Raw genomic sequence first — 20,543 nt, forward strand, 5'->3', positions numbered from 1 at the left:
TTCGAGACGCCCGCCTGCGGCGCGCTCCTCAGGGTGAGGAGCGAGGTCGTCCGCGTAGCCAGTGTGCAGCGACAACTTCCGCGCTTCATCCCACCCACGCAAAAAAAGCCCCGCCGGGGAGCGGGGCGTCGAGATGAAGCATGCCGGGGCGGATGGGGAGCCGGGGCGCATCACGCGGCGGGGTGAGGTCAACTCCCGCCGCGTGACCGTGATCCCCGGCCAGTTCGGCATGCGGCTGGTACTGGCCGTGTTCTTGTTGTCGTGACCGCGCCGCCCGACAGTCATCGGCGGCGCGGTGTGCAGCGGCCTTACTGCTCGAGCGCGGCGAGCGCTGCGTTGCCGATCTTCTGCGCCTCGGCCCAGGCGGCCTGGGTCGCCTGCTGCGCGGCGGCGTAGCCGGCCTGGATCTGCTTCTCGGCTGCCTCCCGCAGTGCCCCCTCCTGCTGCTCGCCGGTGACGCGCGCCTGGCTCAGCGCCTGGTTGTCGGCGTTCAGCTGGTTGTTGGCGGCGTTGAACGCGTTGGCGGTGGTCTGCGCCTTGGCCTGGGCGGCCGCGAGAGCCGCTTGGTTGGCCGCGTTGTTGGCGCGCTCGAGCACCTCGGCTGCCTCCTGCGCGTCCTGCTTGGCCTGTTGCGCGGCCTGGCGGGCCTGCTCCAGGGCCTGACGGTCGGCATTGACCTTCTGCTCGGCCGCCTCGACCGTCGCATCGATCGCGCCGATCTTCTGGTTCAGCGCGGCCTCGACCGCCTTCTGGTTCGCCGACGCGGCGGCGTTGGCCGCCTGGGTCTTCTGCTGGGCGACCGCGCGCGCCTGCTCGCCGGTCTTCAACGCGGCCTGGAGTGCGGCCTGCTCGGCGGCTTCCTGCGCCTCCTGGTTCTGCTGGTTGTTGTTATTGTTGTTGCCATTGCCGGCCGCGGCGCCGCCGCCATTGTTGGCATTGCCACCATTGTTGGCGTTGCCGCCATTGCCAGCGTTGCCGGCGGCCTGACCGGCCTTGGCCGCAGCTTCCGCCGTCTCGCGTGCGGTGTCCTTGGCGGCGTTGGCGGCTTCCTTGGCCTCGTTGGACACGTCGATGTCCTTGTCGAGCTTCTGGAAGGCGGCCTGCAGCGCGGCCGAGGCGGTGGTCAGCTTGGCGGCAGCCGCGGCGGCGGCGGCCTTGTTGGCGGCGGTCGGGTTCTTCTCGGACTGCTCCTGGGCTTCGATCGCCGCGCCCTTGGCGTTCTGCTCGGCCTGGCGCGCGACGTTGATCGCCTGGCGGTCGGCGGCGACCTGGGCCTCGGCCTTGGCGGCAGCCTGAGCGGCGGCCGCGGCGGCGGCATTGGCCTTGGCGACCGCGTCATTGTTCGCGGCACCCGCGGCGGCGGCCGCCTTGGCCGGCGTTGCGGCGGCGGCAGGTGCAGCCGCGGCCTTGGCGACGGCCACGGTGGTGGTCGCAGCCGGCTTGGCGGCGGCCGCCGTCGAGGTGGAGGCGGCGGGAGCCGCGGCGGCGGCCTTGGCCGTGCCGGTGGTCGTCGCCGCAGCCGTGGCCGCGGCCGGCTTGGCGACCGGGGTGGGCGTCGCGGCGGTGGCGACGGTGGTGGGCTTGGCCGCCGCGGTGCCGGTGGTCGTGGTCGCAGCGGCGGTCGCCGCGGTCTTGGCAGCGCTGCTCGCCGCAGCCGTGGCCGCGGTGGTCGCAGCCTTCGCGGCGGCGTTGGCAGCCGCCTTCGCGGCAGCATCAGCGGCGGCCTTGGCGGCCGCCTTGGCCGCGGCGTCCTGCGCGGCCTTCGCGGCGGCGGCGGCTGTTGCCTTGGCGGCTGCATCCTGTGCGGCTTTCGCTGCGGCACTGGCTGCCGCCTTGGCAGCAGCATCCTGCGCCGCCTTCGCGGCGGCCTTGGCAGCCGCGTCCTGGGCGGCCTTCGCGGCGGCGTTGGTGGTGGCCGAGGTGGCGAGCGCGGTGGTCACGGCCTGCGCGTTCGCCTGATGCGGCATGGCCGCCACCGCGAGCGCGGACATGAGGGCAAGCGCGCTGACGTGCCGATAGAGGTCGGTTCTCGATGTCGCCGTTTGAAAGGTCTTCTTGTCCGCCATCAGCTCAACTCCATGGGTACGCTGGATTGGATGGTGGAACCTTCTGATAATGATTTTGGCTTGCAGAATGGTCGGACCTTGCACGCAGCAAGGCGTCTGCTTGCCAGCAAAGGGCAGGATTTCGCGATGTTTGCGGCGGAGTGGCTGCGACGGGATGGCGCAGGGGCGCAGAAAGCTTTCGAAACAATCGCTTGCGGCTGTAACCGCCGGTTGCACCGTTGCGGCGGGGGCGTGAGCATTCGGCGGCAGGTCTTGCTGTCGCCCTAAAAGATGCGGCGCATGGTCGCATCCCCTGGGATTGACATGGCGTCCGGTGGACGAACAGCGGCTCAGCTCTTTGGCGCGTTCAGCCCTTTGGCGCGTAGAGCAGCGGCACGGCGGAATCGACCATCACCTCGACGAGGCTGGTGCCGTCATGAGCGAGGGCGCGCGCGAGGGCGCTCGCCAGATCAGCCGAGCGGCTGACGCGGACGGCATCGCAGCCCATGCCCTCCGCAAGCTTGACGAAGTCGAGGCCGGGCAGCTCCAGCCCGGGCACGTTGCGCACCTGCATCACCTGGCTGAACGAGCGCATCGCGCCGTAGCCGGAATTGTTGATGACCACGACGGTCACCGGCAGCTTGCGCTGTGCCGCGGTCCACAGCGCCTGCAGCGAATACATCGCCGAGCCGTCGCCGATCAGGCAGATGGTGCGATCCTTGGGCCGTCCCAGCGCCATGCCGACCGCGGCCGGCAGGCTGTAGCCGAGGCCGCCGCTCGCCATCGTGTAGAACGAATCCGCGCCCGGCATCGGCATGTATTTGTGCATCACAGGCCGATGCGAGGGGATCTCTTCGACGAGTGCAGCATGAGCCGGCAGGGCTTGCGACAGCGTGTGCAGCAGATAGTCGACGGGAATGGGATCGGCCGGCTTCGGCACCTCCGGCAGCACGCGCCCCTTCGGCGCCGCGCGCTTCGTCTCCGGCAGCAGCTCCAGCAGCAGCGACAGCGCAGGGCGCATCGTCGCGATGATGCTGGTGCCGATCGGCGGCACGGCCGCGCCCTCGGCATCATCGGTGATCTGATAGAGCGAGGTGGCGCCGTCGAAGATCGCGGCGTGGCCCTCGACGTGGAAGGTGAACACCGGCGCGCCGATCACGACGACGAGGTCGTGCGGCTTCAGCGCGTCCGACAATTGTCCGGGCGAGGCGTGCAAGAAGCCCTGGAATTGCGGATGCCGCTCGGGGAATGAGCAGCGCGCCGAGAACGGGCTGACCCAGACGCTGGCCTTGGTCTTCTCCGCGACCTCAACCATCAGATCGACGCAGGCCGCGCGGTCGATGCCGGGGCCGACGACGAGGGCGGGATTCTTCGCAGCCGTGAGCGCTGCGACCAGCTCCTCCATCGCGGCGCGGTCAGGGCCGAGCTCGCGGCTGACCTTGCGTGCTGCAACTGGCTGCGCCGGATGCATCCAGTCATCGATCGGGATCGAGACGAAGGTCGGGCCGCAGGGCGGCTGCATCGCGGTGTAGTAGGCGCGGGCGATGGCTGCCGGCACGTCCTCGGGCCGCGCCGGCTCGACGCTGTATTTGACGTAAGGGCGCGGGAATTCGCTGGGACGCTCGGCATAGAGGAACGCCTGCAGCGGCAGGATCGAGCGCGCCTGCTGGCCGGCGGTGATGACCAGCGGCGTCTGGTTGCGATGCGCGGTGTAGATGTTGCCCAGCGCATTGCCGACGCCGGCGGCCGAATGCAGGTTGACGAAGCCGGCATTGCGCGTGGCCTGGGCATAGCCGTCGGCCATGCCGACCACGCTCGCCTCCTGCAGGCCGAGCACGTAGTCGATGTCGTCGGGCCAGTCGCTGAGGAACGGCAGCTCGGTCGAGCCGGGATTGCCGAACACCTTTTTGATGCCGAAGGCGCGCAGCAGCTCGAAGGTGGCCTGCTTGACGGTGACGGGCTTGGTTGTTGTTTTCGTTGTCTTGGCCAAAGGCGTTTCCTCGGATTGCCGTCATTGCGAGGAGCGAAGCGACGAAGCAATCCAGAGCCACCGCGGGACTCTGGATTGCGTCGCTTCGCTCGCAATGACGAGAGCTTATATCACCACGTCGCGGTGCCCTTCATGGTCGGCTGGCGCTCGGCGTTGGCGGTCCACAGCTCCAGGCCGCCGTCCTTGTCATTGGCGTTCACCGAGAACTCGCCGCCTTCGAACAGCGGCTGCACGCCGCGATAGGCGAACTTGGCGGGCGGCTTGCCCTTCAGCTTCGCCGCGAACTCGACCAGCAGCGCGGCCTGCAAGGGTCCGTGGAAGACGAGGCCCGGATAGCCCTCGACCTTGGTGACGTAGTCGCGATCGTAATGGATGCGGTGGCCGTTGAAGGTCAGCGCGGAATAGCGAAACAGCAGCACGGGATCGGAGACGTGGCTCTCGCTGTGCTGCGCGGCCGGCGGAGGCGGCGGCGCCTTCGCGGGTGCAGGCTGCGCGCCGCCCATATCGCGATAGACGATGTCCTGGCGCTCGCGGATCGCGACACCGCGCGGCGTCGACACGATATGCTCGACCGCGACGAAGCAGAGCTGGCCGGTCGAGCCGCTCTTCAGGCTGACATCCGTGATGGTCGAGACGCGCGTCGCGAGATCGCCGACGCGCAGCGGATCGATGAATTGCACCTCGCCGCCGGCCCACATCCGCCGCGGCAGCGGCACCGGCGGCAGGAAGCCGCCGCGCGTGGGGTGACCGTCGGGGCCGAGCTGATCATGCGGAAACACCGGCTGGCCCAGGCACCAATGCACCGTGTAGGGCGCGATATCGCCGGTGACCGGCTCGCCGATATCCTGGAACAGGGTCGCACGCAGGCCCTTGGTGAGCTGCGCGGTGACGATGTCGGCGGCCTCAGCGCTGCGGCCGATCCACTGCTTGAGGTGATCGAGATCGAGGGGCTCCGTCATGATCATCCCTTTTTCGGGTGGGGTGACGCCGCTTCGCCGATCGCGGGCACGGCACCATACGATCTGTTATCGCCGACCACGATCGCCGCCGGCGCCGGATAGGAGACGACGCCGTTCGGCGTCTCGACCTCGATGCGCCGGAGATGCGGATGGGTTGCTAGATCCGCCATGCTGTTGACCTCGGCGAAGGCGATGTCGGCCGCGGCGAGTTTTGTGAGCAGCTCGTCGCGCGACAGCGCGGCGAAGCGATCGGCGACGATTGTGTCGGTGAGCGTCCGGTTGCGGACGCGCTCGACCATGTTGGCGAAGCGCGGATCGTCGGGCAGGCCGGGCTGCTCCAGCACCTTGGCGCAAAGCGTTTTCCACTCGCGCTCGCTCTGGATCGAGATCAGGATGTCCTTGCCGTCCTTCGAGGTGAACACGCCATAGGGCGCGATCGAGGGATGGGCGAGGCCGATGCGCTTCGGCGCATTGCCGGCCTCCGCATTGAGCAGGGGCACCGTGAGCCAGTCGGCCATCACGTCGAACATCGAGATCCGGATGTCGGCGCCTTCGCCGGTGCGGCCGCGCTTGATCAGCGCCTCCAGGATCGCGGCATGCGCGGTGGCGCCGGTGGCGACGTCGACGATCGACATGCCGACGCGCGACGGGCCCTCGGGGCCGCCGGTGATCGAGGCGAGCCCGCTCTCGGCCTGGATCAGGAGATCATAGGCCTTGCGGTCGGCGTAGGGGCCGGTGTCGCCATAGCCCGTGATGGTGCAGCAGATCAGCTTCGGATAGTCCTTGCGCAGCCGCTCGCGCGCGAAGCCGAGCTTGTCCATCGAGCCGGGCTTGAGGTTCTGCAACAGCACGTCGGCGCTGGCGATGAGAGTCTCCAGCTCGGCGCGGCCTTCGGGCTTCGACAGGTCGACGATGCGCGAATCCTTGCCGCGGTTGAGCCAGACGAAGTAGCTGCTCTGCCCCTTGGCGGCGGCGTCATAGCCCCTGGCGAAATCGCCCTCGGGCCGTTCGATCTTGATGACATGGGCGCCGGCATCCGCCAGGCGCGACGAGCAGAACGGCGCAGCCACCGCCTGCTCGACGGCGACAACGGTGATCCCTTCAAGCGGAAGCATGCTGTGAACTCGAGAGTTGGGGCCTCATGGTTCGAGACGCGCCGCAGGGGCGGCGCTCCTCACCATGAGGGTTGAGAATTTGCGCCGCCCTGACAGTCCTCATCCCGAGGAGCCCGCCGGAGGCGGGCGTCTCCGGACGATGCGTTCCGCATCGCCTTGAGAGGGATGGCTGCGGGCGAATGACTTGCCACATGTCAGTAAGAGCGCGGCATGCCGAGCACGTGCTCGGCGACGTAGGACAGGATGAGATTGGTCGAGATCGGCGCGACCTGGTACAGCCGCGTCTCGCGGAACTTGCGCTCGACGTCGTATTCCTCGGCGAAGCCGAAGCCGCCATGGGTCTGGATGCAGGCATTGGCCGCCTCGAACGACGCGTCCGCCGCGAGCATCTTGGCCATGTTGGCCTCGGCGCCGCAGTCCAAGCCGGCCTCGTATTTGCGGGTGGCCTCCTTGACCATCAGTTCGGCCGCGCGCATCGACGCGTAGGCCTTGGCGATCGGGAACTGGATGCCTTGATTCTGGCCGATCGGACGGCCGAACACGACGCGCTCCTTGGCGTAGTTGGTGGCCTTGGCGATGAACCATTTGGCATCGCCGACGCATTCGGCCGCGATCAGGATGCGCTCGGCATTCATGCCGGAGAGGATGTAGCGGAAACCCTTGCCTTCCTCGCCGATCAGGTTCTCGGCGGGCACGCGCATATCGGTGAAGAACACTTCCGTCGTGGCGTGGTTCATCATCGTCCGGATCGGACGGATCGTGAGCCCTGCCTTCTTGGCCTCGCGCATGTCGACGAGAAACACCGACAGGCCATCGGTGCGCTTCTGCACCTGGTCTTTCGGCGTGGTGCGCGCGAGCAGCAGCATCAGGTCGGAATATTCGGCGCGGCTGGTCCAGATCTTCTGGCCGTTGACGACGTAGCTGTCACCGTCGCGCTTGGCGACCGTCTTCAGCGAGGTGGTGTCGGTGCCGGAGGTGGGCTCGGTGACGCCAAACGCCTGCAGCCGCAACTCGCCGCTCGCGATCTTCGGCAGCCACTTCGCCTTCTGCTCGGCCGAGCCGTGCCGCAGCACCGTGCCCATCGTGTACATCTGCGCGTGGCAGCCGCCGCCATTGCCGCCGGCGCGCTGGATCTCTTCGAGGATCGCGGCCGCCGCCGACAGCTTCAGCCCGGCACCGCCATACTCCTCGGGGATCAGCACGGAGAGATAGCCGGCCTGCGTCAGCGCATCGACGAAGGCGGAGGGATAGGCCATCTCGCGATCGAGCTTGCGCCAATATTCGCCGGGGAACTGGGCGCAGAGCTTGGCCACCGCGTCGCGGATGTCGGCGTAGTCGTCGTGCTGATGCTGGTCTGTCATGTCCTTGTTCCCCAGGCCGCTGTCACGCCGCCTGTGGTCTCCCTGGGTTTGTTGCTGATAGCCTATGACGAAGCGTGCGGCGCTTGGCAAGCCTGGCATGCCAGCGTTGCGGGCAGTCTTCCCTGCCGCGGTATGGGGATGAAGCGTGCATCCATGCTCTAGCTGACGGGATAACCGAGATGGCTGCGAAAACGGTTCTTCAGGAACACGCCGTCGCGCGGGGGCAGGGCACGATCGACGTGATCGATGGAGATCACGATGCGGGCAAAGTGGGGTCCGGCGCGATCGTGCAGCTTCGGCCTGAAGGCGTCGAGCGCCGCGTGATCCGCGATCGTGTGCACCGATGCGAAGCCGGCACCCGACGCGATCAGCTCGAGATTGGCGCCGAGGCCGGAGTGGCTCGTCTGCATGCCCGTTTCGCCGAAATGCGCGTTGTCGAGCACGACGACCGAGAGATTGGCCGGCTTCTTCGCTGCCGCTGTCGCGAGGCTGCCGAGCCCCATCAATTGCTCGCCGTCGCCGGTGATGATTGCGACCGGCCGCGACGGCTGCGCCAGCGCGAGGCCGAGGCCGATCATGACCGCGCCGCCCATCGCGCCCCAGAGGTAGAAGTTGGCGTCGTGATCTCCGGCGGCGAACAAATCGTAGGACGACGAGCCGAGGCCGCTGACGACCAGCAGGTCGCTGCGATCTCTGAGCAGCGCCTGTACGGCGGCGCGACGGTCGAGCGCTGCACTCATCACTTGCCCTCCGTCCATTTCTTGGCGCCGATCATGCGCTGGGAGATCAGCACGGCAATCGGCTGGTCGCTGTCGAAGGCGAGTCTTGCGGCCGCGGCCGCCATCTCGCCGGCGTCCTCGGGGCGCTCCAGGCGGAACACGGTGACACCCATGATCTCGAACGCCGCCTGCGTGGCCTTGCCCATCGGCACCTGCCACGGATTGAACTCGGCCCATTCGCCGCGCATGGTGACGAAGGTGAGGAACGGGAACCGGCAGCTCGCCAGCAGCGACAGCATGTTGACGCAATTGCCGACCCCGCTCGACTGCATCAGCAGCACCGCGCGCTGGCCGCCCAGCCAGGCGCCGGCCGACAGCGCGACGCCTTCCTCCTCGGTGGTCAGGACGGTGGTGGCGATGGCGGGATCGTCATGCGCGAGGCGGATCAGGCGGGAATGGCCGGCATCGGGCACGTAGCACAGCTGCCGGACGTCGGCCGCCTTCAGCGCCTGGTAGATGGCGAGCGGCCAGTCTGGAGCTGTCGTCGGCGTGTCGGAAGCGGCCATGGCGTCCTGCGGAATATGCGCACCGATGGTGCAGCGGTTGATTTAGCCACAAACGGCGAGCGAGGCCCATTGAATCTCGTTCACCCCGCCATGCCGGATTCTTATAGGCAGTTGCGGGGCCTCATGGTTCGAGACGCCGCTGCGCGGCTCCTCACCATGAGGGGACGGTCATCCGAAGATACGGAACTCTCAAACCTCTCCAAGAACACGCGGCTGATGCTCATGTGTGGGGACTGGCGGGCGCGACGCTCGCTGCCAGCCTCTCCCCGCGTGCGGGGAGAGGCCGGATTGCATCGGAGATGCAATCCGGGTGAGGGGGCTCTCCGCACGTCTGGTGCTCGTGGCCGCCCCTCACCCCAACCCTCTCCCCGTGAAGAACGGGGAGAGGGAGCGCACCGACATCGCCGTGCCGATCTTCCTTCCATCTCTACATGAAACAGCTTCCTTGCTTGTCCATGGTCGATATGCAGGACCCACTTGGGTGCCAGATCCTCATGGTGAGGAGCGCCGCGGGAGAAAGCCGGCCAAGACAACAGTCTTGGTGGCGGCGCGTCTCGAACCATGAGGCCGAGTGTCGGGCCTCGCCCTTCGAGACGCCCGCCTATGGGCGGGCCCTCAGGGTGAGGGTTGAAAGTTCTCACCCCGGGATACGCACCGGCAGGCTCTCATAGCCGCGGACGAAGCTGGAATAGACGCGCTTGGGCTCGCCGACGACCTCGATGCGGTCGAAGCGCTTGAGGATCTCCTGCCAGACGATACGCAGCTGCAGCTCGGCCAGGCGCATGCCGACGCAGCGGTGGATGCCGAAGCCGAAGGAGAGGTGGATGCGCGGCCGCTTGCGGTCGATGATGAAAGCGTCGGGATTCTCGATCACCTCGCCGTCGCGGTTGCCCGAGACGTACCACATCACGACGCGGTCGCCCTTCCTGATCTTCTGGCCGCCCAGCTCGGTGTCGACCAGCGCGGTGCGCCGCATATGCGCGAGCGGCGTCTGCCAGCGGATCACCTCGGGCACCATGGTGTCGATCAGCGCCGGGTTGTCGCGCAGCTTCTGATACTCGGCCGGGTTCTCGTGCAGCGCCAGCACCGACGCGGTCATGGTGTTGCGGGTGGTGTCGTTGCCGCCGACGATGAGCAGGATCAAGTTGCCCATCAGATTGTCCGGCGTCATGTGCCGCGTCGCCTCGCTGTGGGCCATCATCGAGATCAGGTCGCGGCCGGGATTGGCCTGGCGCTCCTTCCACATCCGGCCGAAGGTGTCGGCACAGTCGGCCAGTTCGCGCAGTCGCTCCTCCTCCGATGAGACGATGCCGCTCTTGGGCAGGGCAGTCGACACGTCGGACCAGCGCGTCAGCTTGCGCCGCTGTTCGAACGGGAAGTCGAACAAGGTGGCGAGCATCTGCGTCGTCAGCTCGATCGACACCTTCTCGACCCAGTTGAAGGTCTCGTTGCGCGGCAGCGAGTCCAGCACCTTGGCCGAGCGTTGCCGGATCAGCACCGCCATCTCGTCGAGATGCTCCGGCGTGAACATCGGCTGCACCGTCTTGCGCTGCTCGCCATGGCGGGGCTCGTCCATCGCGATGAAGCTCGGCCATTCATAGCCGGGCGGCACGTCGCGGATCATGATGCCGCCATTGCTGACATCGGAGGAGAAGATCGCGTGGCTGGTGTCGACATGCATGATGTCGTGATAGCGCGTCACCGACCAATACGGTTCGATCGGTGCCTTGGTGCAGTAATGCACCGGCGCCTCCTTGCGCAGCCGCTCGAACCACGGCCACAGCGTGTCGTTCTGGAACAGGCGGGGCGCGCCGGGATGGAAGTCCTCGATCGGCGTCGCATACGCCTCCTGCCGCGCGTCGCGCAGCAGATCGGCATGGTCGGAACGAAGCGCGGCCTGGGCGGTCATGGGGTGAGTCCTTCTTCAAAGGTCGATTCATTCTCGACAATTCATGAAGTATGGGTGGTCTCCGTCATTGCGAGCGAAGCGAAGCAATCCAGGGCCAGGAAGAAAGTCTGGATTGCTTCGTCGCCTTCGGCTCCTCGCAATCACGGATTCGCGGATAGTTCGTATGCAAAATCGTCGAGCGGATTAGACTTAAGCCGCGATCCTCACCGGCAATGTCTCATAGCCCTTCACGAAGCTCGAATAGACCCGCTTGGGCTCGCCCATCACGTCGATATGATCGAAGCGCTTCAGGATCTCCTCCCAGATGATCTTGAGTTGCAGCTCGGCGAGCCGCAGACCGACGCAGCGGTGGATGCCGAAGCCGAACGACAGATGCGTGCGGGGGCGGGCGCGGTCGATGATGAAGTCGTAGGGATGCTCGATCGCGGCCTCGTCGCGGTTGCCCGACACGTACCACATCACGACCTTGTCGCCCTTCCTGATCTGCCTGCCGCGGAACTCGATGTCATCAAGCGCCGTGCGGCGCATATGCGCGAGCGGGGTCTGCCAGCGGATCACCTCGGGCACGAAGCTGTCGATCAGCGCCGGATTGTCCTTGAGCTTGCGATACTGATCCGGGTTCTGGCTCAGCGCGTAGATGCTGCCGGACATCGTGTTGCGCGTGGTGTCGTTGCCGCCGACGATCAGGAGCACGAGATTGCCGAGGAAGTTCTTCGGGTCCATGTTCCGCGTGGCTTCGCTGTGCGCCATCATCGACAGCAGGTCACTCTTCGGCGGCTGGTTCTGCCGCTCCTGCCACAGCCGGGCGAAATAGCGCGCGCAGTCCATCAGCTCGGCCTGCCGCTCGTCCTCGGTCGCGACCAGCCCGCCGGGGCCGGGCAGCGTGGTCGCGATGTCGGACCAGCGCGTCAGCTTGCGGCGGTCCTCCCAGGGGAAGTCGAACAGCACGGCCAGCATCTGCGTCGTCAGCTCGATCGAGACGCGGTCGACCCAGTCGAACACCTCGCCGACCGGCAGGTTGTCGAGGCATTCCGCCGAGCGCTTGCGGATGTTGATGGCGAGCTCGTCGAGATGCGTCGGCGTGAACATCGGTGCCACGGTCTTGCGCTGGGCCGCATGCCGCGGCGGATCCATCGCGATGAAGCTCTCGCGGCGCAGGTCGGGCGGCACGTCGCGGATGGTGATGCCGCCGAGCGCCGAGGCCGAGGAGAACACCGCGTGATTGGTCTCGATCTCCATGATGTCGTCGTAGCGGGTGATCGACCAGTAAGGACCGAACATCGAGTCCTTGCAGTAGTGCACCGGGTCCTCGCGGCGCAGCCGGTCGAAGTATGGCCAATGCGTGTCGGTGCGGAACAGCTCGGGATCGCCGGGATCGAAGTCGGTCAGCGGCAAGGATGCCGCGCGGCGTGTGGCTGCGTCGATCGCGTGCTCGGCGGCGCTGGCGTGCCGGTGTGCCTCGGCCGGTTTGGCGGTCCCGTGCATGGACGTCTCCCTGAGAGCCGGATTCTTCTGTCCGGCGATGTTTGGCGCGATTACATCCTGCCCGGGAGCGCTGGGCAAGCGCGGAGTTTGACGGGGCCACCCGGACGGGTCTTGCGTCGCGAGGCTGCTGTTCGGTCCGAGGTGGGGCGTGACAAGCGTCACGTCACGGAATATGGCTTTGGCGATTGTTGCAAAGCAGAAGAAGAGCAGGAGGCCGCCCCATGATCGCCAACGCGCAGCGCATGTTCAATTTCGATCTCGGCGAGACCGCAGACGCGATCCGCGAGACGGTGGCGAGCTTCTCGCAGGAGCAGATCGCACCGCGCGCGGCCGAGATCGACCGCTCCAACCAGTTTCCGCGCGACCTCTGGCCGAAGCTCGGCGAGCTCGGCCTGCACGGCATCACGGTCGAGGAGGAGTATGGTGGTGCCGGTCTCGGCTATCTCGAGCACTGTATCGCGATGGAGGAGATCTCGCGCGCCTCGGCCTCCGTCGGCCTGTCCTACGGCGCGCACTCCAACCTTTGCGTCAACCAGATCCGCCGCAACGGCAACGAGGCGCAGAAGCAGAAATATCTCCCGAAGCTGATCTCCGGCGAGCATGTCGGCTCGCTCGCGATGTCCGAGCCGCAGGCCGGCTCCGACGTCGTCTCCATGAAGACCCGCGCCGACAAGAAGGGCGACCGCTTCGTCCTCAACGGCAACAAGATGTGGATCACCAATGGTCCCGTCGCCGAGACGCTGGTGGTCTACGCCAAGACCGATCCGCAAGGCGGGCCGCGTGGCATCACCGCCTTCCTGATCGAGAAGGGCATGAAGGGATTCTCGACCGCGCAGAAGCTCGACAAGCTCGGCATGCGCGGCTCCGACACCTGCGAGCTGGTGTTCGAGGATTGCGAGGTGCCGGAGGAGAACGTGCTGGGGCAGGTGGGCCGCGGCGTGAACGTGCTGATGAGCGGCCTCGACTACGAGCGCGCGGTGCTCGCGGCTGGTCCGCTCGGCATCATGCAGGCCTGCATGGACGTGGTGCTTCCTTACGTGCATGAGCGCAAGCAGTTCGGCCAGCCGATCGGCACCTTCCAGCTCGTGCAGGGCAAGGTCGCGGACATGTACACGACGATGAATGCCGCGCGTGCCTATGTCTATGCGGTGGCCAAGGCCTGTGATCGCGGCGAGACCACCCGCGAGGATGCGGCCGGCGCCATTCTATTTGCAGCAGAGAAGGCGACGCAGTGCGCGCTCGACGCGATCCAGCTGCTCGGCGGCAACGGCTACATCAACGATTATGCCACCGGACGGCTGCTGCGCGACGCCAAGCTCTACGAGATCGGCGCCGGTACCAGTGAAATCCGGCGCATGCTGATCGGACGGGAATTGTTCGAGAAAACGTCCTGAATCGCGAGCCGCTCCGGCAGGCGCGAGCGGCGCGTTCGCCAACCGGTCAGGTGCCGATATTTCTTCAAGCATGCTGCGGCCGGAGCTTTTTTCCGGCCCACTTGCGTGCAAAATACGTCGAACCTCGGAGTCGCGCCCGCGACCAACAGACGAGGCGTATCGGGCATATTTTTATGTCATTGCGTGTGTCGGAGGCGTAAGCCGTGAACCAGATGAGTTTCGTTCCGGAGCAGCCTCCGCCGCTTCCCCCTTTGACGGCAGCGTTCTCGGGCAGCCGTGGTGAATTCTTCCGGCTGGTGAGCCGCGGCGCCGCGATCGAACTGATTACGCTGGGGTTCTACCGGTTCTGGCTGGCCACCGATATCCGGCGGCATCTCTGGGTCAACACCGCCGTCGACGGCGATGCCGCCGAATATACCGGGCGCGGCAAGGAGCTCCTGATCGGCTTCCTGTTCGCGATGGCGATCCTGGTGCCGATCTACCTTGCCTATTTCCTGATCGGCGTCGAGGCCGAACGCTATCAGGGCTTTGCCAGCGTGCCGCTGGTGATCGCCTTCTATGCCTTCGGCCAGTTCGCGATCTTCCGCGCGCGGCGCTACCGGCTGACGCGCACGGTCTGGCGCGGCATCCGGTTCTGGATGGATGGGTCGGGCTGGGCCTATGCCGGGCGCGCCATGCTGTGGACGCTGCTGACCGTGCTGACGCTGGGGCTGGCCTGGCCATGGCGGGCCGCCGCGCTCGAGCGCTACAAGATGCGGCACTCGCATTACGGCAATCTCAGCGGTGACTTCGAAGGCCGGGGCTGGGCGTTCTTCAAGCAGGCATGGTATCTGTGGCTGATCGCGCCGTTTGCGTTGGCCTTGTTTCCGCTGTTTCCGTTCGTCTACGCGCAGTTCAAAGCGATCGAGTGGCGCTGGTGGGTGTCGGGCATCCGCTTTGGCGGCGTCCGTCTTGAGTCTCACCTGCCGGGAAATGCGTTTTTCGGCCTCTACTGGAAGGTGATCGGCTGGTGGACGCTGTTGTCGATCGCCTCGATCCTCTATTTCGCCGGTGTTGCGGTCCTGGTGTTCAAATGGCTCGGGCCGGACGCCAACCCGCAGGACCTGTCCAACAACATCCCGATGATGGTGCTGATGGGGATCGGCTACATCATCTGGATCCTGGCGCTCAACGTCGTGACGCGCCTCTATCTGGTGCGCGACATGTGGGCGGCGGTGCTCGAGTCGATCCAGATTCATGGCATCGAGGCGATGGCCGATGTCGCCGCCAAGGGCGATCTGGCCAGCGCGCTCGGCGAGGGGTTTGCCGATGGACTCGACGTCGCAGGATTCTGATCCCGCGCTTGGCCCCGCTGGCGATGCCGAGGCGCCGCCCGTGGCCGAGGCGCCGCCCGTGGCCGAGGTGCCGCCCGTCGGGTCGACCGCTCCGTCCGGCGGTCCCGCAACCTATTTCGACGGACTGTCGAACCGGCGCCAGAACGTCACGATTGGCTTTGCCAATCAACTGGTGATGCGCAGTCCCGATAATTTCGTGTCCTGGCCCTATCAGGACATCCGCCGCGTCGACGGCCCCAGTGGCACGCTGCGCGTCAGCTGCCTGTCGGCCTCGCCGCTGGCGCGGCTCGAGATTCGCGACACGGCGCTGGCGGCCGAACTGATCGCGCGCTGCAGCCAGATCGACCAGAACCTGCTCACGCGCGGCGGCATCGCGCGGATCATCGGCTGGTCGCTGGCGGCCGCGGCCTCGATCGTCGCCATCGTTCTGGTCGTGTTGCCGTTCGCCGCCGAACGGCTGACGCCGCTGGTTCCGCCGGCCATGGAGAAACATCTCGGCGAGGCCGCCGTGGTGCAGATCCACGCGCTGTTCGGCGACAAGGCGTGCAACCAGACGGCGGGACAGGCGGCCTTTGCCAAGCTGGTGACGGCGCTGCGCCGGCCTGCGGATCTCGACGACAGCATCGCATCGCAGGTGCTGGATACGCCGATCCCCAATGCGTTCGCGCTGCCGGGCGGGCGCTTCTTCCTGTTTCGCGGGCTGCTCGACAAATCGAACGATCCCGACGAGGTCGCCGGCGTGCTGGCGCATGAGCTCGGTCATCTGAAGCATCGCGACAACCTGCGGCAGCTGATTCACAACGGATCGAGCTCGTTCCTGATCGGGCTCCTGTTCGGCGACATCACGGGCGCGGGCGCGGCGATCTTCGCCTCGCGCGCCATGATCAACGCGTCCTATTCGCGCGAGGCGGAGGAGGCTGCCGACAGCTTTGCGATCGACGTCATGCACAAGCTCGGCCGGCCGACGCGACCAATGGGCGAGCTGATGTTCCGCATCACCGGCAAGGAGGACGGCAAGCGTCCCTCGCTGTGGGCGAGCCACCCGCTGACTGAGGACCGCCTCGCCCGCATGCGCGCCGCCGACCGCCCCGCCAGCGGCCCGCCGCTACTGAGCGCCGAGGAATGGAAGGCGCTGAAGGGGATCTGCAAGTAGCTGAGGTGGCGACTCTGCTGAGTTGCCGACCCGTTTCGGCAAAACCGGTGTCGTCCCGGCGAACGCCGGGACCCATACCCCCAGGGAGCGGTTTGAGGCACGCTGGCTATTGGCATTTTGCCCGACACGACGGCCGCGGCGTATGGGTCCCGGCGTTCGCCGGGACGACACCGAGGGTGTTGCGGGAGCCGGGCAAACCGCGACGACCCGCCCCGCAACTACTCCGACAGATTGTTGGTCTTCTTCACCCACGCTCGGACGTCCGTCAGCACGTCGGGCAGCACGGCTCTGACCTCGGCCAGCGTCATGCCGGCCTTGACGCGGGGGTCGTAGAGCAGGTTGAGGATGTACTGATCGTAGACGTCGAAATAGCCCATCGAGACGTTGTCGTTGAACATCGTCCAGGGCACGCTGGAGGTGTCGTTGATCGGCCCGAGCGACTGCAGCAGCTCCTCATAGGCGCAGTCGAGGAAGACGAAGTCGCCATTGTCGACGGTCAGGATGACGTCGGAATGCTCGATCTCGAACGCGTCGTTCTTGCGGAAGCCGGACAGGCATTGCGGGTCGAGCGAGGTCTTGATCTCGCGGGCGCGCTCGCTGCCATAGGCCTGGCTGATGGTGTGGTAGAGGTCGCGGTCGCGCACCAGCTTGACGCGGACATTGGCGTCGCCGTCGCTCTCGGTCATCGCGATGTCGAGATGGCGGATGCGCGTGGCGATGTCGCCGACGACCTTGGCGAGCTGCGCCTTCCGGTCGGCGCGGCGGCCGTCCGCGAACACCCGCACCGGCGCGCTGTACTTCCTGATCCGGTCGACGCGGCCGGCGAGGTGATACTCCGCGCCGAACGCGGTCTTGAAGAAGCCGTCGATGATCTCGGCGTCGGTGAAGCTCTTCTTCTCGGCGCGCTGGCGCGCGGCGATGGCTGGAACCTCGGCGGTCGAGGCCGGCAATGGGATCGTCATGGTCACGAGCGCGGCCGCCGCCGCGGTCAGCGCAAGCGCTGTCCTCGGCAAGCGGCGCCAGGAGCGGCGCTGCTCCTGGCGAGGGCGGACGCTGTGGCCTTCGGACATCATCCCGATCGATCAGGCTCTCAGTTCTTGACGATCACGGTGGTGCCGACCGAGACCCGATCATAGAGATCGGCGACGTCGTCATTGGTCATGCGGAAGCAGCCCGACGACACCGCCTGGCCGATCGTCTCCGGTTCGTTGGAGCCGTGGATGCGATACAGCGTCGAGCCGAGATACATCGCCCGCGCACCGAGCGGGTTCTCGATGCCGCCGGCCATGTGGCGCGGCAAATCGGGGCGGCGGCGGAGCATCTGCGCCGGCGGGGTCCAGGCCGGCCATTCCTTCTTGGCGGTGATGCGGTGGACGCCGCTCCAGCGGAACCCGTCGCGGCCGACGCCGATGCCATAGCGCAACGCCTGGCCGCCCTGCAGCACCAGATAGAGCCGGCGCTCGGAGGTGTTCACCACGATCGTGCCAGGCGCATACTGGCTCTGGAACATGACGGTCTCGCGCGGAATCGGGCTGACGCCGCCCTGGTAGAAGTTCGGCCCGCCACCGAAGATGTCCCTGGTGTCGAACATTTCCGCCCGCGCCAGGCCGGCGCTGGCCATCAACGCGACTGCAGCAATTCCCAAAGCAATAGACTGCTTCATTTCCATCCCCTGGCAAACAATCGAATTCCGTTCGCAGACAGGCCATAAACGGTTGCAATTCGCAACCCACGGCGGCGTGAGGCCGCCATGTGAAGCCGATCCGTGGCCCAAATCCCACGGCGCGGCGCATGGTCGGAGCCAATACCCTGTTAGCAAAGTCCGCGTATGAGCAGGGCCGTGATGGCAGCAATGCGGCTGCGCCCTTTGACGGGGCCGGCGAACAATGATTGATCTGCCTTAAGCTTTTGAATACGGCGCGGATACAGCGGGAGCGAATGATGAACGGTGCGGAAAGCCTGGTGCGGACTTTGGTCGCGGGGGGCGTTGACGTCTGCTTTACCAATCCGGGCACGTCCGAAATGCATTTCGTCGCGGCGCTCGACCGGGTCGAGGGCATGCGCTGCGTGCTCGGCCTGTTCGAGGGCGTGGTGACCGGCGCCGCCGACGGCTATTTCCGCATGAAGGGCACGCCGGCCTCGACGCTTCTCCACCTCGGCCCCGGCCTCGCCAACGGCCTCGCCAATCTGCACAACGCCAAGAAGGCGCGCTCGGGCATCGTCAACATCGTCGGCCAGCACGCCACCTACCACATCGGCTTCAACGCCCCGCTGACCTCGGACATCGAAGGCCTGGCCCGTCCGATGTCCGACTGGGTGCGGACCTCGCCGAGCGCCAAGGCGGTGGCCGCCGACGGCGCCGCCGCGATCGCCGCCGCCAAGAGCGCGCCGCCGCAGATCGCCACCCTGATCCTGCCGGCCGACACCGCCTGGAACGAGGCCGACGGCATCGCCCAGGTTCCCGCTGAGACGCAGCGCCCGAGCTACTCGGCCGACGCGGTCGAGAAGGCGGCGAAGATCCTGCACGCCCACGGCCCGGATACGCTGGTGCTGATGACCGCGGGCGCGCTGACCGAGCAGGCGCTGACCTTCGCCCAGCAGATCGCCGGCAAGACCGGCTGCCGCGTCATGGGCCAGACCTATCACCCGCGCATGGCGCGCGGCGCCGGGCGCTTCTCGATCGACCGCATTCCTTACGTGATCGAGCAGGCGCTGCCGATCCTGAAGAACTACAAGCACATCGTCCTCGTCGAGGCCAACGACCCCGTCGCCTTCTTCGCCTATCCGAACAAGCCGAGCATGCTGAAGGCGGAGGGCACCGAGGTGCACCGCATGACCGCCTGGGGCGAGAATTCGGCCGCGGCGCTCGAGGCGCTCGCCGGTCATCTCGGCGCCAAGCCGGCTGACGTGAAGCCGCAGGCGCTCGCCGAGCTGATCAAGCCGACCGGCGCGCTGAACCACACGACGATTGCCCAGGCCATCGCCTATGCGATCCCCGAGAATGCGATCGTGGTCGACGAATCCATCACCACCGGCCGCGGCTTCTTCCCGCCGACGGCGGCAGCGAAGCCGCATGACTGGCTGCAGAACATGGGCGGCTCGATCGGCTTCTCGACCCCCGTCGCGACCGGCGCCGCGGTGGCCTGCCCGGACCGCAAGGTGATGTGCCTCGTCGGCGACGGCAGCGCGATGTACACGATCCAGTCGCTGTGGACCCAGGCGCGCGAGAACCTCAACGTCGTCACCGTGGTGTTCGCCAACAGGATCTACCAGATCCTGCGCGGCGAGTTCGACGGCGTCGGCGCCGGCCAGCCCGGCCAGCGCGCCCAGGACATGCTGAAGATCGACCGCCCGACGCTCGACTTCGTCGCGATGGCCAAGGGCATGGGCGTCCCCGGCCGCGCGGTCACCACGGCGGACGAGTTCAACGCCGCGCTGGCGGAAGCGAATGCCGAATACGGCCCGCGCCTGATCGAAGTGCAGATGTAAGCGCCTCGCCCACGACCCGGCGGCCGCAAATCGGCCGCCGGCCGATGGCAGCGTCATCGCCGCTTTTTAGGTTGGCGACTCAACGCGATCGCGTGTTGATGGTGACGTCTCCATCGTTTGTTCTGTTTGGGCGGCATGCACAGCGAATTGAACCGGTTGATCTCCGCGCTGCAGGAGTTCTATGCGCGCGAGCGCTTCATCCTCGACCGTGATCTCGGTGAGCGCGCCCTGACGCACCGGCTGGCCGTGCATCTGGAACGCAACTTCCTCGGCTGGGACGTCGATTGCGACTACAACCGGCTCGACGACCGCACCATGCTGCTGCCGCGCGGCTCGATCGTCTCGACCGACGACGAACTGGGCAAATCGATCTATCCTGACATCGTCGTGCACAAGCGCGCCGTCCCCGACAATCTCCTGGCCATCGAGGTCCGCAAGGCCAGCAATCACCAGCCGCTCGCGCATGACCGCCACAAGCTGATGGCGCTGACCGACCCGCATCTATGGTTTGCCTATTGGATCGGCGTGCTGGTGATCCTCGACCGCCGCGGTGTGATCACGCCCGAGGTCTATGTCGGCGCCCGGATCGATCCCGTGCTGTCGGCCTGGTTTGCGGGCCGATTGCAGCAGATGGGGCTGGCCCCGGGCTGAGATGCATCGGTCCCCGTTCCACATGAACAAGGGCCGCCCCTGAAGGGAGCGGCCCGATCTCGTGACGAAGCGGCGGGCCTGCGGACAGGCGCCGCCATCGCCTATTTCGACATGGCGTCGCCAGACGACTTCTTCGCCGCCTTCTTCTTCGTCTTGCTCATCTTCATGTCGTCTCCTCCGCCCATGGCGTCGCCGCCCTTGGCCGCCTGGCCGGTGGTCGTCATCGGCTTCTCGGTCGACTGGGCAAGAGCAGCCGACGAGACGAAGGCGAGGGCGGCGGTGGCGATGATCAGTTTACGCATGCGGAAAACCTCCGTGGGTTGGAAACGGTGCGGACCATAGGGGGATTCGAGCCGCGGCGTTCTGACGCACG

Annotated in this window: 18 protein-coding genes; 6 read left to right on the forward strand and 12 right to left on the reverse strand. The window is 66.7% G+C overall.

The annotated features are described in order from the left end of the window. The first annotated feature begins 133 nt into the window (after positions 1-133). Positions 134-265: a hypothetical protein gene (locus ACQR1L_RS22150; RefSeq protein ID WP_434860028.1), complete on the forward strand. Its 132-nt coding sequence runs from the start codon at positions 134-136 to the stop codon at positions 263-265. Between the two features lie 43 nt (positions 266-308). Here the strand turns inward: ACQR1L_RS22150 and ACQR1L_RS22155 are convergent, their stop codons facing one another. The 9 genes from ACQR1L_RS22155 to ACQR1L_RS22195 all read right to left on the reverse strand — a co-directional run bounded on the left by ACQR1L_RS22155 (position 309) and on the right by ACQR1L_RS22195 (position 12,149). Next, complete coding sequence (locus ACQR1L_RS22155; protein WP_434860029.1) at positions 309-2,066, reverse strand: hypothetical protein; 1,758 nt, start codon at positions 2,064-2,066, stop codon at positions 309-311. A gap of 346 nt (positions 2,067-2,412) precedes the next feature. Further along, the gene (gene mdlC, locus ACQR1L_RS22160; protein ID WP_434860030.1) at positions 2,413-4,035 is read right to left on the reverse strand and encodes a benzoylformate decarboxylase; all 1,623 of its coding nucleotides are present in this window, start codon (positions 4,033-4,035) and stop codon (positions 2,413-2,415) included. A 110-nt stretch (positions 4,036-4,145) separates the two neighbouring features. Further along, positions 4,146-4,994, reverse strand: coding sequence for an FAS1-like dehydratase domain-containing protein (locus ACQR1L_RS22165; protein WP_434860031.1), 849 nt, complete (start codon positions 4,992-4,994; stop codon positions 4,146-4,148). Positions 4,995-4,996: 2 nt separating this feature from the next. Continuing rightward, a complete protein-coding gene (locus ACQR1L_RS22170) occupies positions 4,997-6,109 on the reverse strand; it encodes a CaiB/BaiF CoA transferase family protein (protein ID WP_434860032.1) in 1,113 nt (370 codons plus the stop codon). Positions 6,110-6,303: 194 nt separating this feature from the next. Continuing rightward, positions 6,304-7,470: an acyl-CoA dehydrogenase family protein gene (locus ACQR1L_RS22175; RefSeq protein ID WP_434860033.1), complete on the reverse strand. Its 1,167-nt coding sequence runs from the start codon at positions 7,468-7,470 to the stop codon at positions 6,304-6,306. A 158-nt stretch (positions 7,471-7,628) separates the two neighbouring features. Further along, positions 7,629-8,210: a thiamine pyrophosphate-dependent enzyme gene (locus tag ACQR1L_RS22180; RefSeq protein WP_434860034.1), complete on the reverse strand. Its 582-nt coding sequence runs from the start codon at positions 8,208-8,210 to the stop codon at positions 7,629-7,631. Then, the gene (locus ACQR1L_RS22185; protein ID WP_434860035.1) at positions 8,210-8,755 is read right to left on the reverse strand and encodes a phosphonopyruvate decarboxylase; all 546 of its coding nucleotides are present in this window, start codon (positions 8,753-8,755) and stop codon (positions 8,210-8,212) included. The genes ACQR1L_RS22180 and ACQR1L_RS22185 overlap by 1 nt, the downstream gene beginning before the upstream one ends. 637 nt (positions 8,756-9,392) lie before the next feature. Next, complete coding sequence (locus tag ACQR1L_RS22190) at positions 9,393-10,664, reverse strand: cytochrome P450 (protein ID WP_434860036.1); 1,272 nt, start codon at positions 10,662-10,664, stop codon at positions 9,393-9,395. Positions 10,665-10,853: 189 nt separating this feature from the next. Further along, positions 10,854-12,149: a cytochrome P450 gene (locus ACQR1L_RS22195; RefSeq protein WP_434860037.1), complete on the reverse strand. Its 1,296-nt coding sequence runs from the start codon at positions 12,147-12,149 to the stop codon at positions 10,854-10,856. A 221-nt stretch (positions 12,150-12,370) separates the two neighbouring features. Between ACQR1L_RS22195 and ACQR1L_RS22200 the strand changes: the two genes are divergently transcribed. From ACQR1L_RS22200 to ACQR1L_RS22210, 3 genes are all read left to right on the forward strand, one after another. After that, on the forward strand, positions 12,371-13,543 hold the full coding sequence (locus tag ACQR1L_RS22200) for an isovaleryl-CoA dehydrogenase (RefSeq protein ID WP_434860038.1): 1,173 nt from the start codon (positions 12,371-12,373) through the stop codon (positions 13,541-13,543). Between the two features lie 212 nt (positions 13,544-13,755). Then, complete coding sequence (locus tag ACQR1L_RS22205; protein ID WP_434860082.1) at positions 13,756-14,877, forward strand: DUF898 family protein; 1,122 nt, start codon at positions 13,756-13,758, stop codon at positions 14,875-14,877. Next, positions 14,852-16,030, forward strand: a complete 1,179-nt coding sequence (locus ACQR1L_RS22210; protein ID WP_434860039.1) for a M48 family metallopeptidase — start codon at positions 14,852-14,854, stop codon at positions 16,028-16,030. The genes ACQR1L_RS22205 and ACQR1L_RS22210 overlap by 26 nt, the downstream gene beginning before the upstream one ends. Before the next feature lie 218 nt (positions 16,031-16,248). Here ACQR1L_RS22210 and ACQR1L_RS22215 read toward each other — a convergent pair whose 3' ends face one another. After that, on the reverse strand, positions 16,249-16,992 hold the full coding sequence (locus ACQR1L_RS22215; RefSeq protein ID WP_434860083.1) for a DUF2927 domain-containing protein: 744 nt from the start codon (positions 16,990-16,992) through the stop codon (positions 16,249-16,251). A gap of 128 nt (positions 16,993-17,120) precedes the next feature. Then, positions 17,121-17,693: a L,D-transpeptidase gene (locus tag ACQR1L_RS22220; protein WP_434860040.1), complete on the reverse strand. Its 573-nt coding sequence runs from the start codon at positions 17,691-17,693 to the stop codon at positions 17,121-17,123. A gap of 278 nt (positions 17,694-17,971) precedes the next feature. Between ACQR1L_RS22220 and ACQR1L_RS22225 the strand changes: the two genes are divergently transcribed. Together ACQR1L_RS22225 and ACQR1L_RS22230 are read left to right on the forward strand one after the other, a co-directional pair. Beyond that, positions 17,972-19,519 carry an acetolactate synthase large subunit gene (locus ACQR1L_RS22225; protein WP_434860041.1) on the forward strand — a complete coding sequence of 516 codons (1,548 nt, stop codon included), beginning with the start codon at positions 17,972-17,974 and terminating at the stop codon, positions 19,517-19,519. A 135-nt stretch (positions 19,520-19,654) separates the two neighbouring features. Next, positions 19,655-20,170 (forward strand): hypothetical protein, encoded by a 516-nt coding sequence (locus ACQR1L_RS22230; protein WP_434860042.1) that lies wholly within the window; start codon positions 19,655-19,657, stop codon positions 20,168-20,170. Between the two features lie 101 nt (positions 20,171-20,271). On the opposite strand, the gene ACQR1L_RS22235 is transcribed toward ACQR1L_RS22230, so the two are convergent. Beyond that, positions 20,272-20,472 carry a hypothetical protein gene (locus ACQR1L_RS22235; RefSeq protein ID WP_434860043.1) on the reverse strand — a complete coding sequence of 67 codons (201 nt, stop codon included), beginning with the start codon at positions 20,470-20,472 and terminating at the stop codon, positions 20,272-20,274. Positions 20,473-20,543: the final 71 nt, after the last annotated feature.

This window comes from Bradyrhizobium sp. HKCCYLR20261 (genome assembly GCF_051168435.1).
Lineage (GTDB): Bacteria > Pseudomonadota > Alphaproteobacteria > Rhizobiales > Xanthobacteraceae > Bradyrhizobium.

Excerpts from the sequence above, each read along its gene's own strand:
- ACQR1L_RS22215 (WP_434860083.1), bottom strand. The coding sequence starts at position 16,992 with ATGACGATCCCATTGCCGGCCTCGACCGCCGAGGTTCCAGCCATCGCC.
- ACQR1L_RS22225 (WP_434860041.1), top strand. The coding sequence starts at position 17,972 with ATGAACGGTGCGGAAAGCCTGGTGCGGACTTTGGTCGCGGGGGGCGTT.
- ACQR1L_RS22190 (WP_434860036.1), bottom strand. The coding sequence starts at position 10,664 with ATGACCGCCCAGGCCGCGCTTCGTTCCGACCATGCCGATCTGCTGCGC.
- ACQR1L_RS22210 (WP_434860039.1), top strand. The coding sequence starts at position 14,852 with ATGGACTCGACGTCGCAGGATTCTGATCCCGCGCTTGGCCCCGCTGGC.
- ACQR1L_RS22195 (WP_434860037.1), bottom strand. The coding sequence starts at position 12,149 with ATGCACGGGACCGCCAAACCGGCCGAGGCACACCGGCACGCCAGCGCC.
- ACQR1L_RS22155 (WP_434860029.1), bottom strand. The coding sequence starts at position 2,066 with ATGGCGGACAAGAAGACCTTTCAAACGGCGACATCGAGAACCGACCTC.
- ACQR1L_RS22230 (WP_434860042.1), top strand. The coding sequence starts at position 19,655 with ATGCACAGCGAATTGAACCGGTTGATCTCCGCGCTGCAGGAGTTCTAT.
- ACQR1L_RS22165 (WP_434860031.1), bottom strand. The coding sequence starts at position 4,994 with ATGACGGAGCCCCTCGATCTCGATCACCTCAAGCAGTGGATCGGCCGC.
- ACQR1L_RS22200 (WP_434860038.1), top strand. The coding sequence starts at position 12,371 with ATGATCGCCAACGCGCAGCGCATGTTCAATTTCGATCTCGGCGAGACC.
- ACQR1L_RS22170 (WP_434860032.1), bottom strand. The coding sequence starts at position 6,109 with ATGCTTCCGCTTGAAGGGATCACCGTTGTCGCCGTCGAGCAGGCGGTG.
- ACQR1L_RS22175 (WP_434860033.1), bottom strand. The coding sequence starts at position 7,470 with ATGACAGACCAGCATCAGCACGACGACTACGCCGACATCCGCGACGCG.
- ACQR1L_RS22235 (WP_434860043.1), bottom strand. The coding sequence starts at position 20,472 with ATGCGTAAACTGATCATCGCCACCGCCGCCCTCGCCTTCGTCTCGTCG.
- ACQR1L_RS22185 (WP_434860035.1), bottom strand. The coding sequence starts at position 8,755 with ATGGCCGCTTCCGACACGCCGACGACAGCTCCAGACTGGCCGCTCGCC.
- ACQR1L_RS22205 (WP_434860082.1), top strand. The coding sequence starts at position 13,756 with ATGAGTTTCGTTCCGGAGCAGCCTCCGCCGCTTCCCCCTTTGACGGCA.
- ACQR1L_RS22220 (WP_434860040.1), bottom strand. The coding sequence starts at position 17,693 with ATGAAGCAGTCTATTGCTTTGGGAATTGCTGCAGTCGCGTTGATGGCC.
- ACQR1L_RS22150 (WP_434860028.1), top strand. The coding sequence starts at position 134 with ATGAAGCATGCCGGGGCGGATGGGGAGCCGGGGCGCATCACGCGGCGG.
- ACQR1L_RS22180 (WP_434860034.1), bottom strand. The coding sequence starts at position 8,210 with ATGAGTGCAGCGCTCGACCGTCGCGCCGCCGTACAGGCGCTGCTCAGA.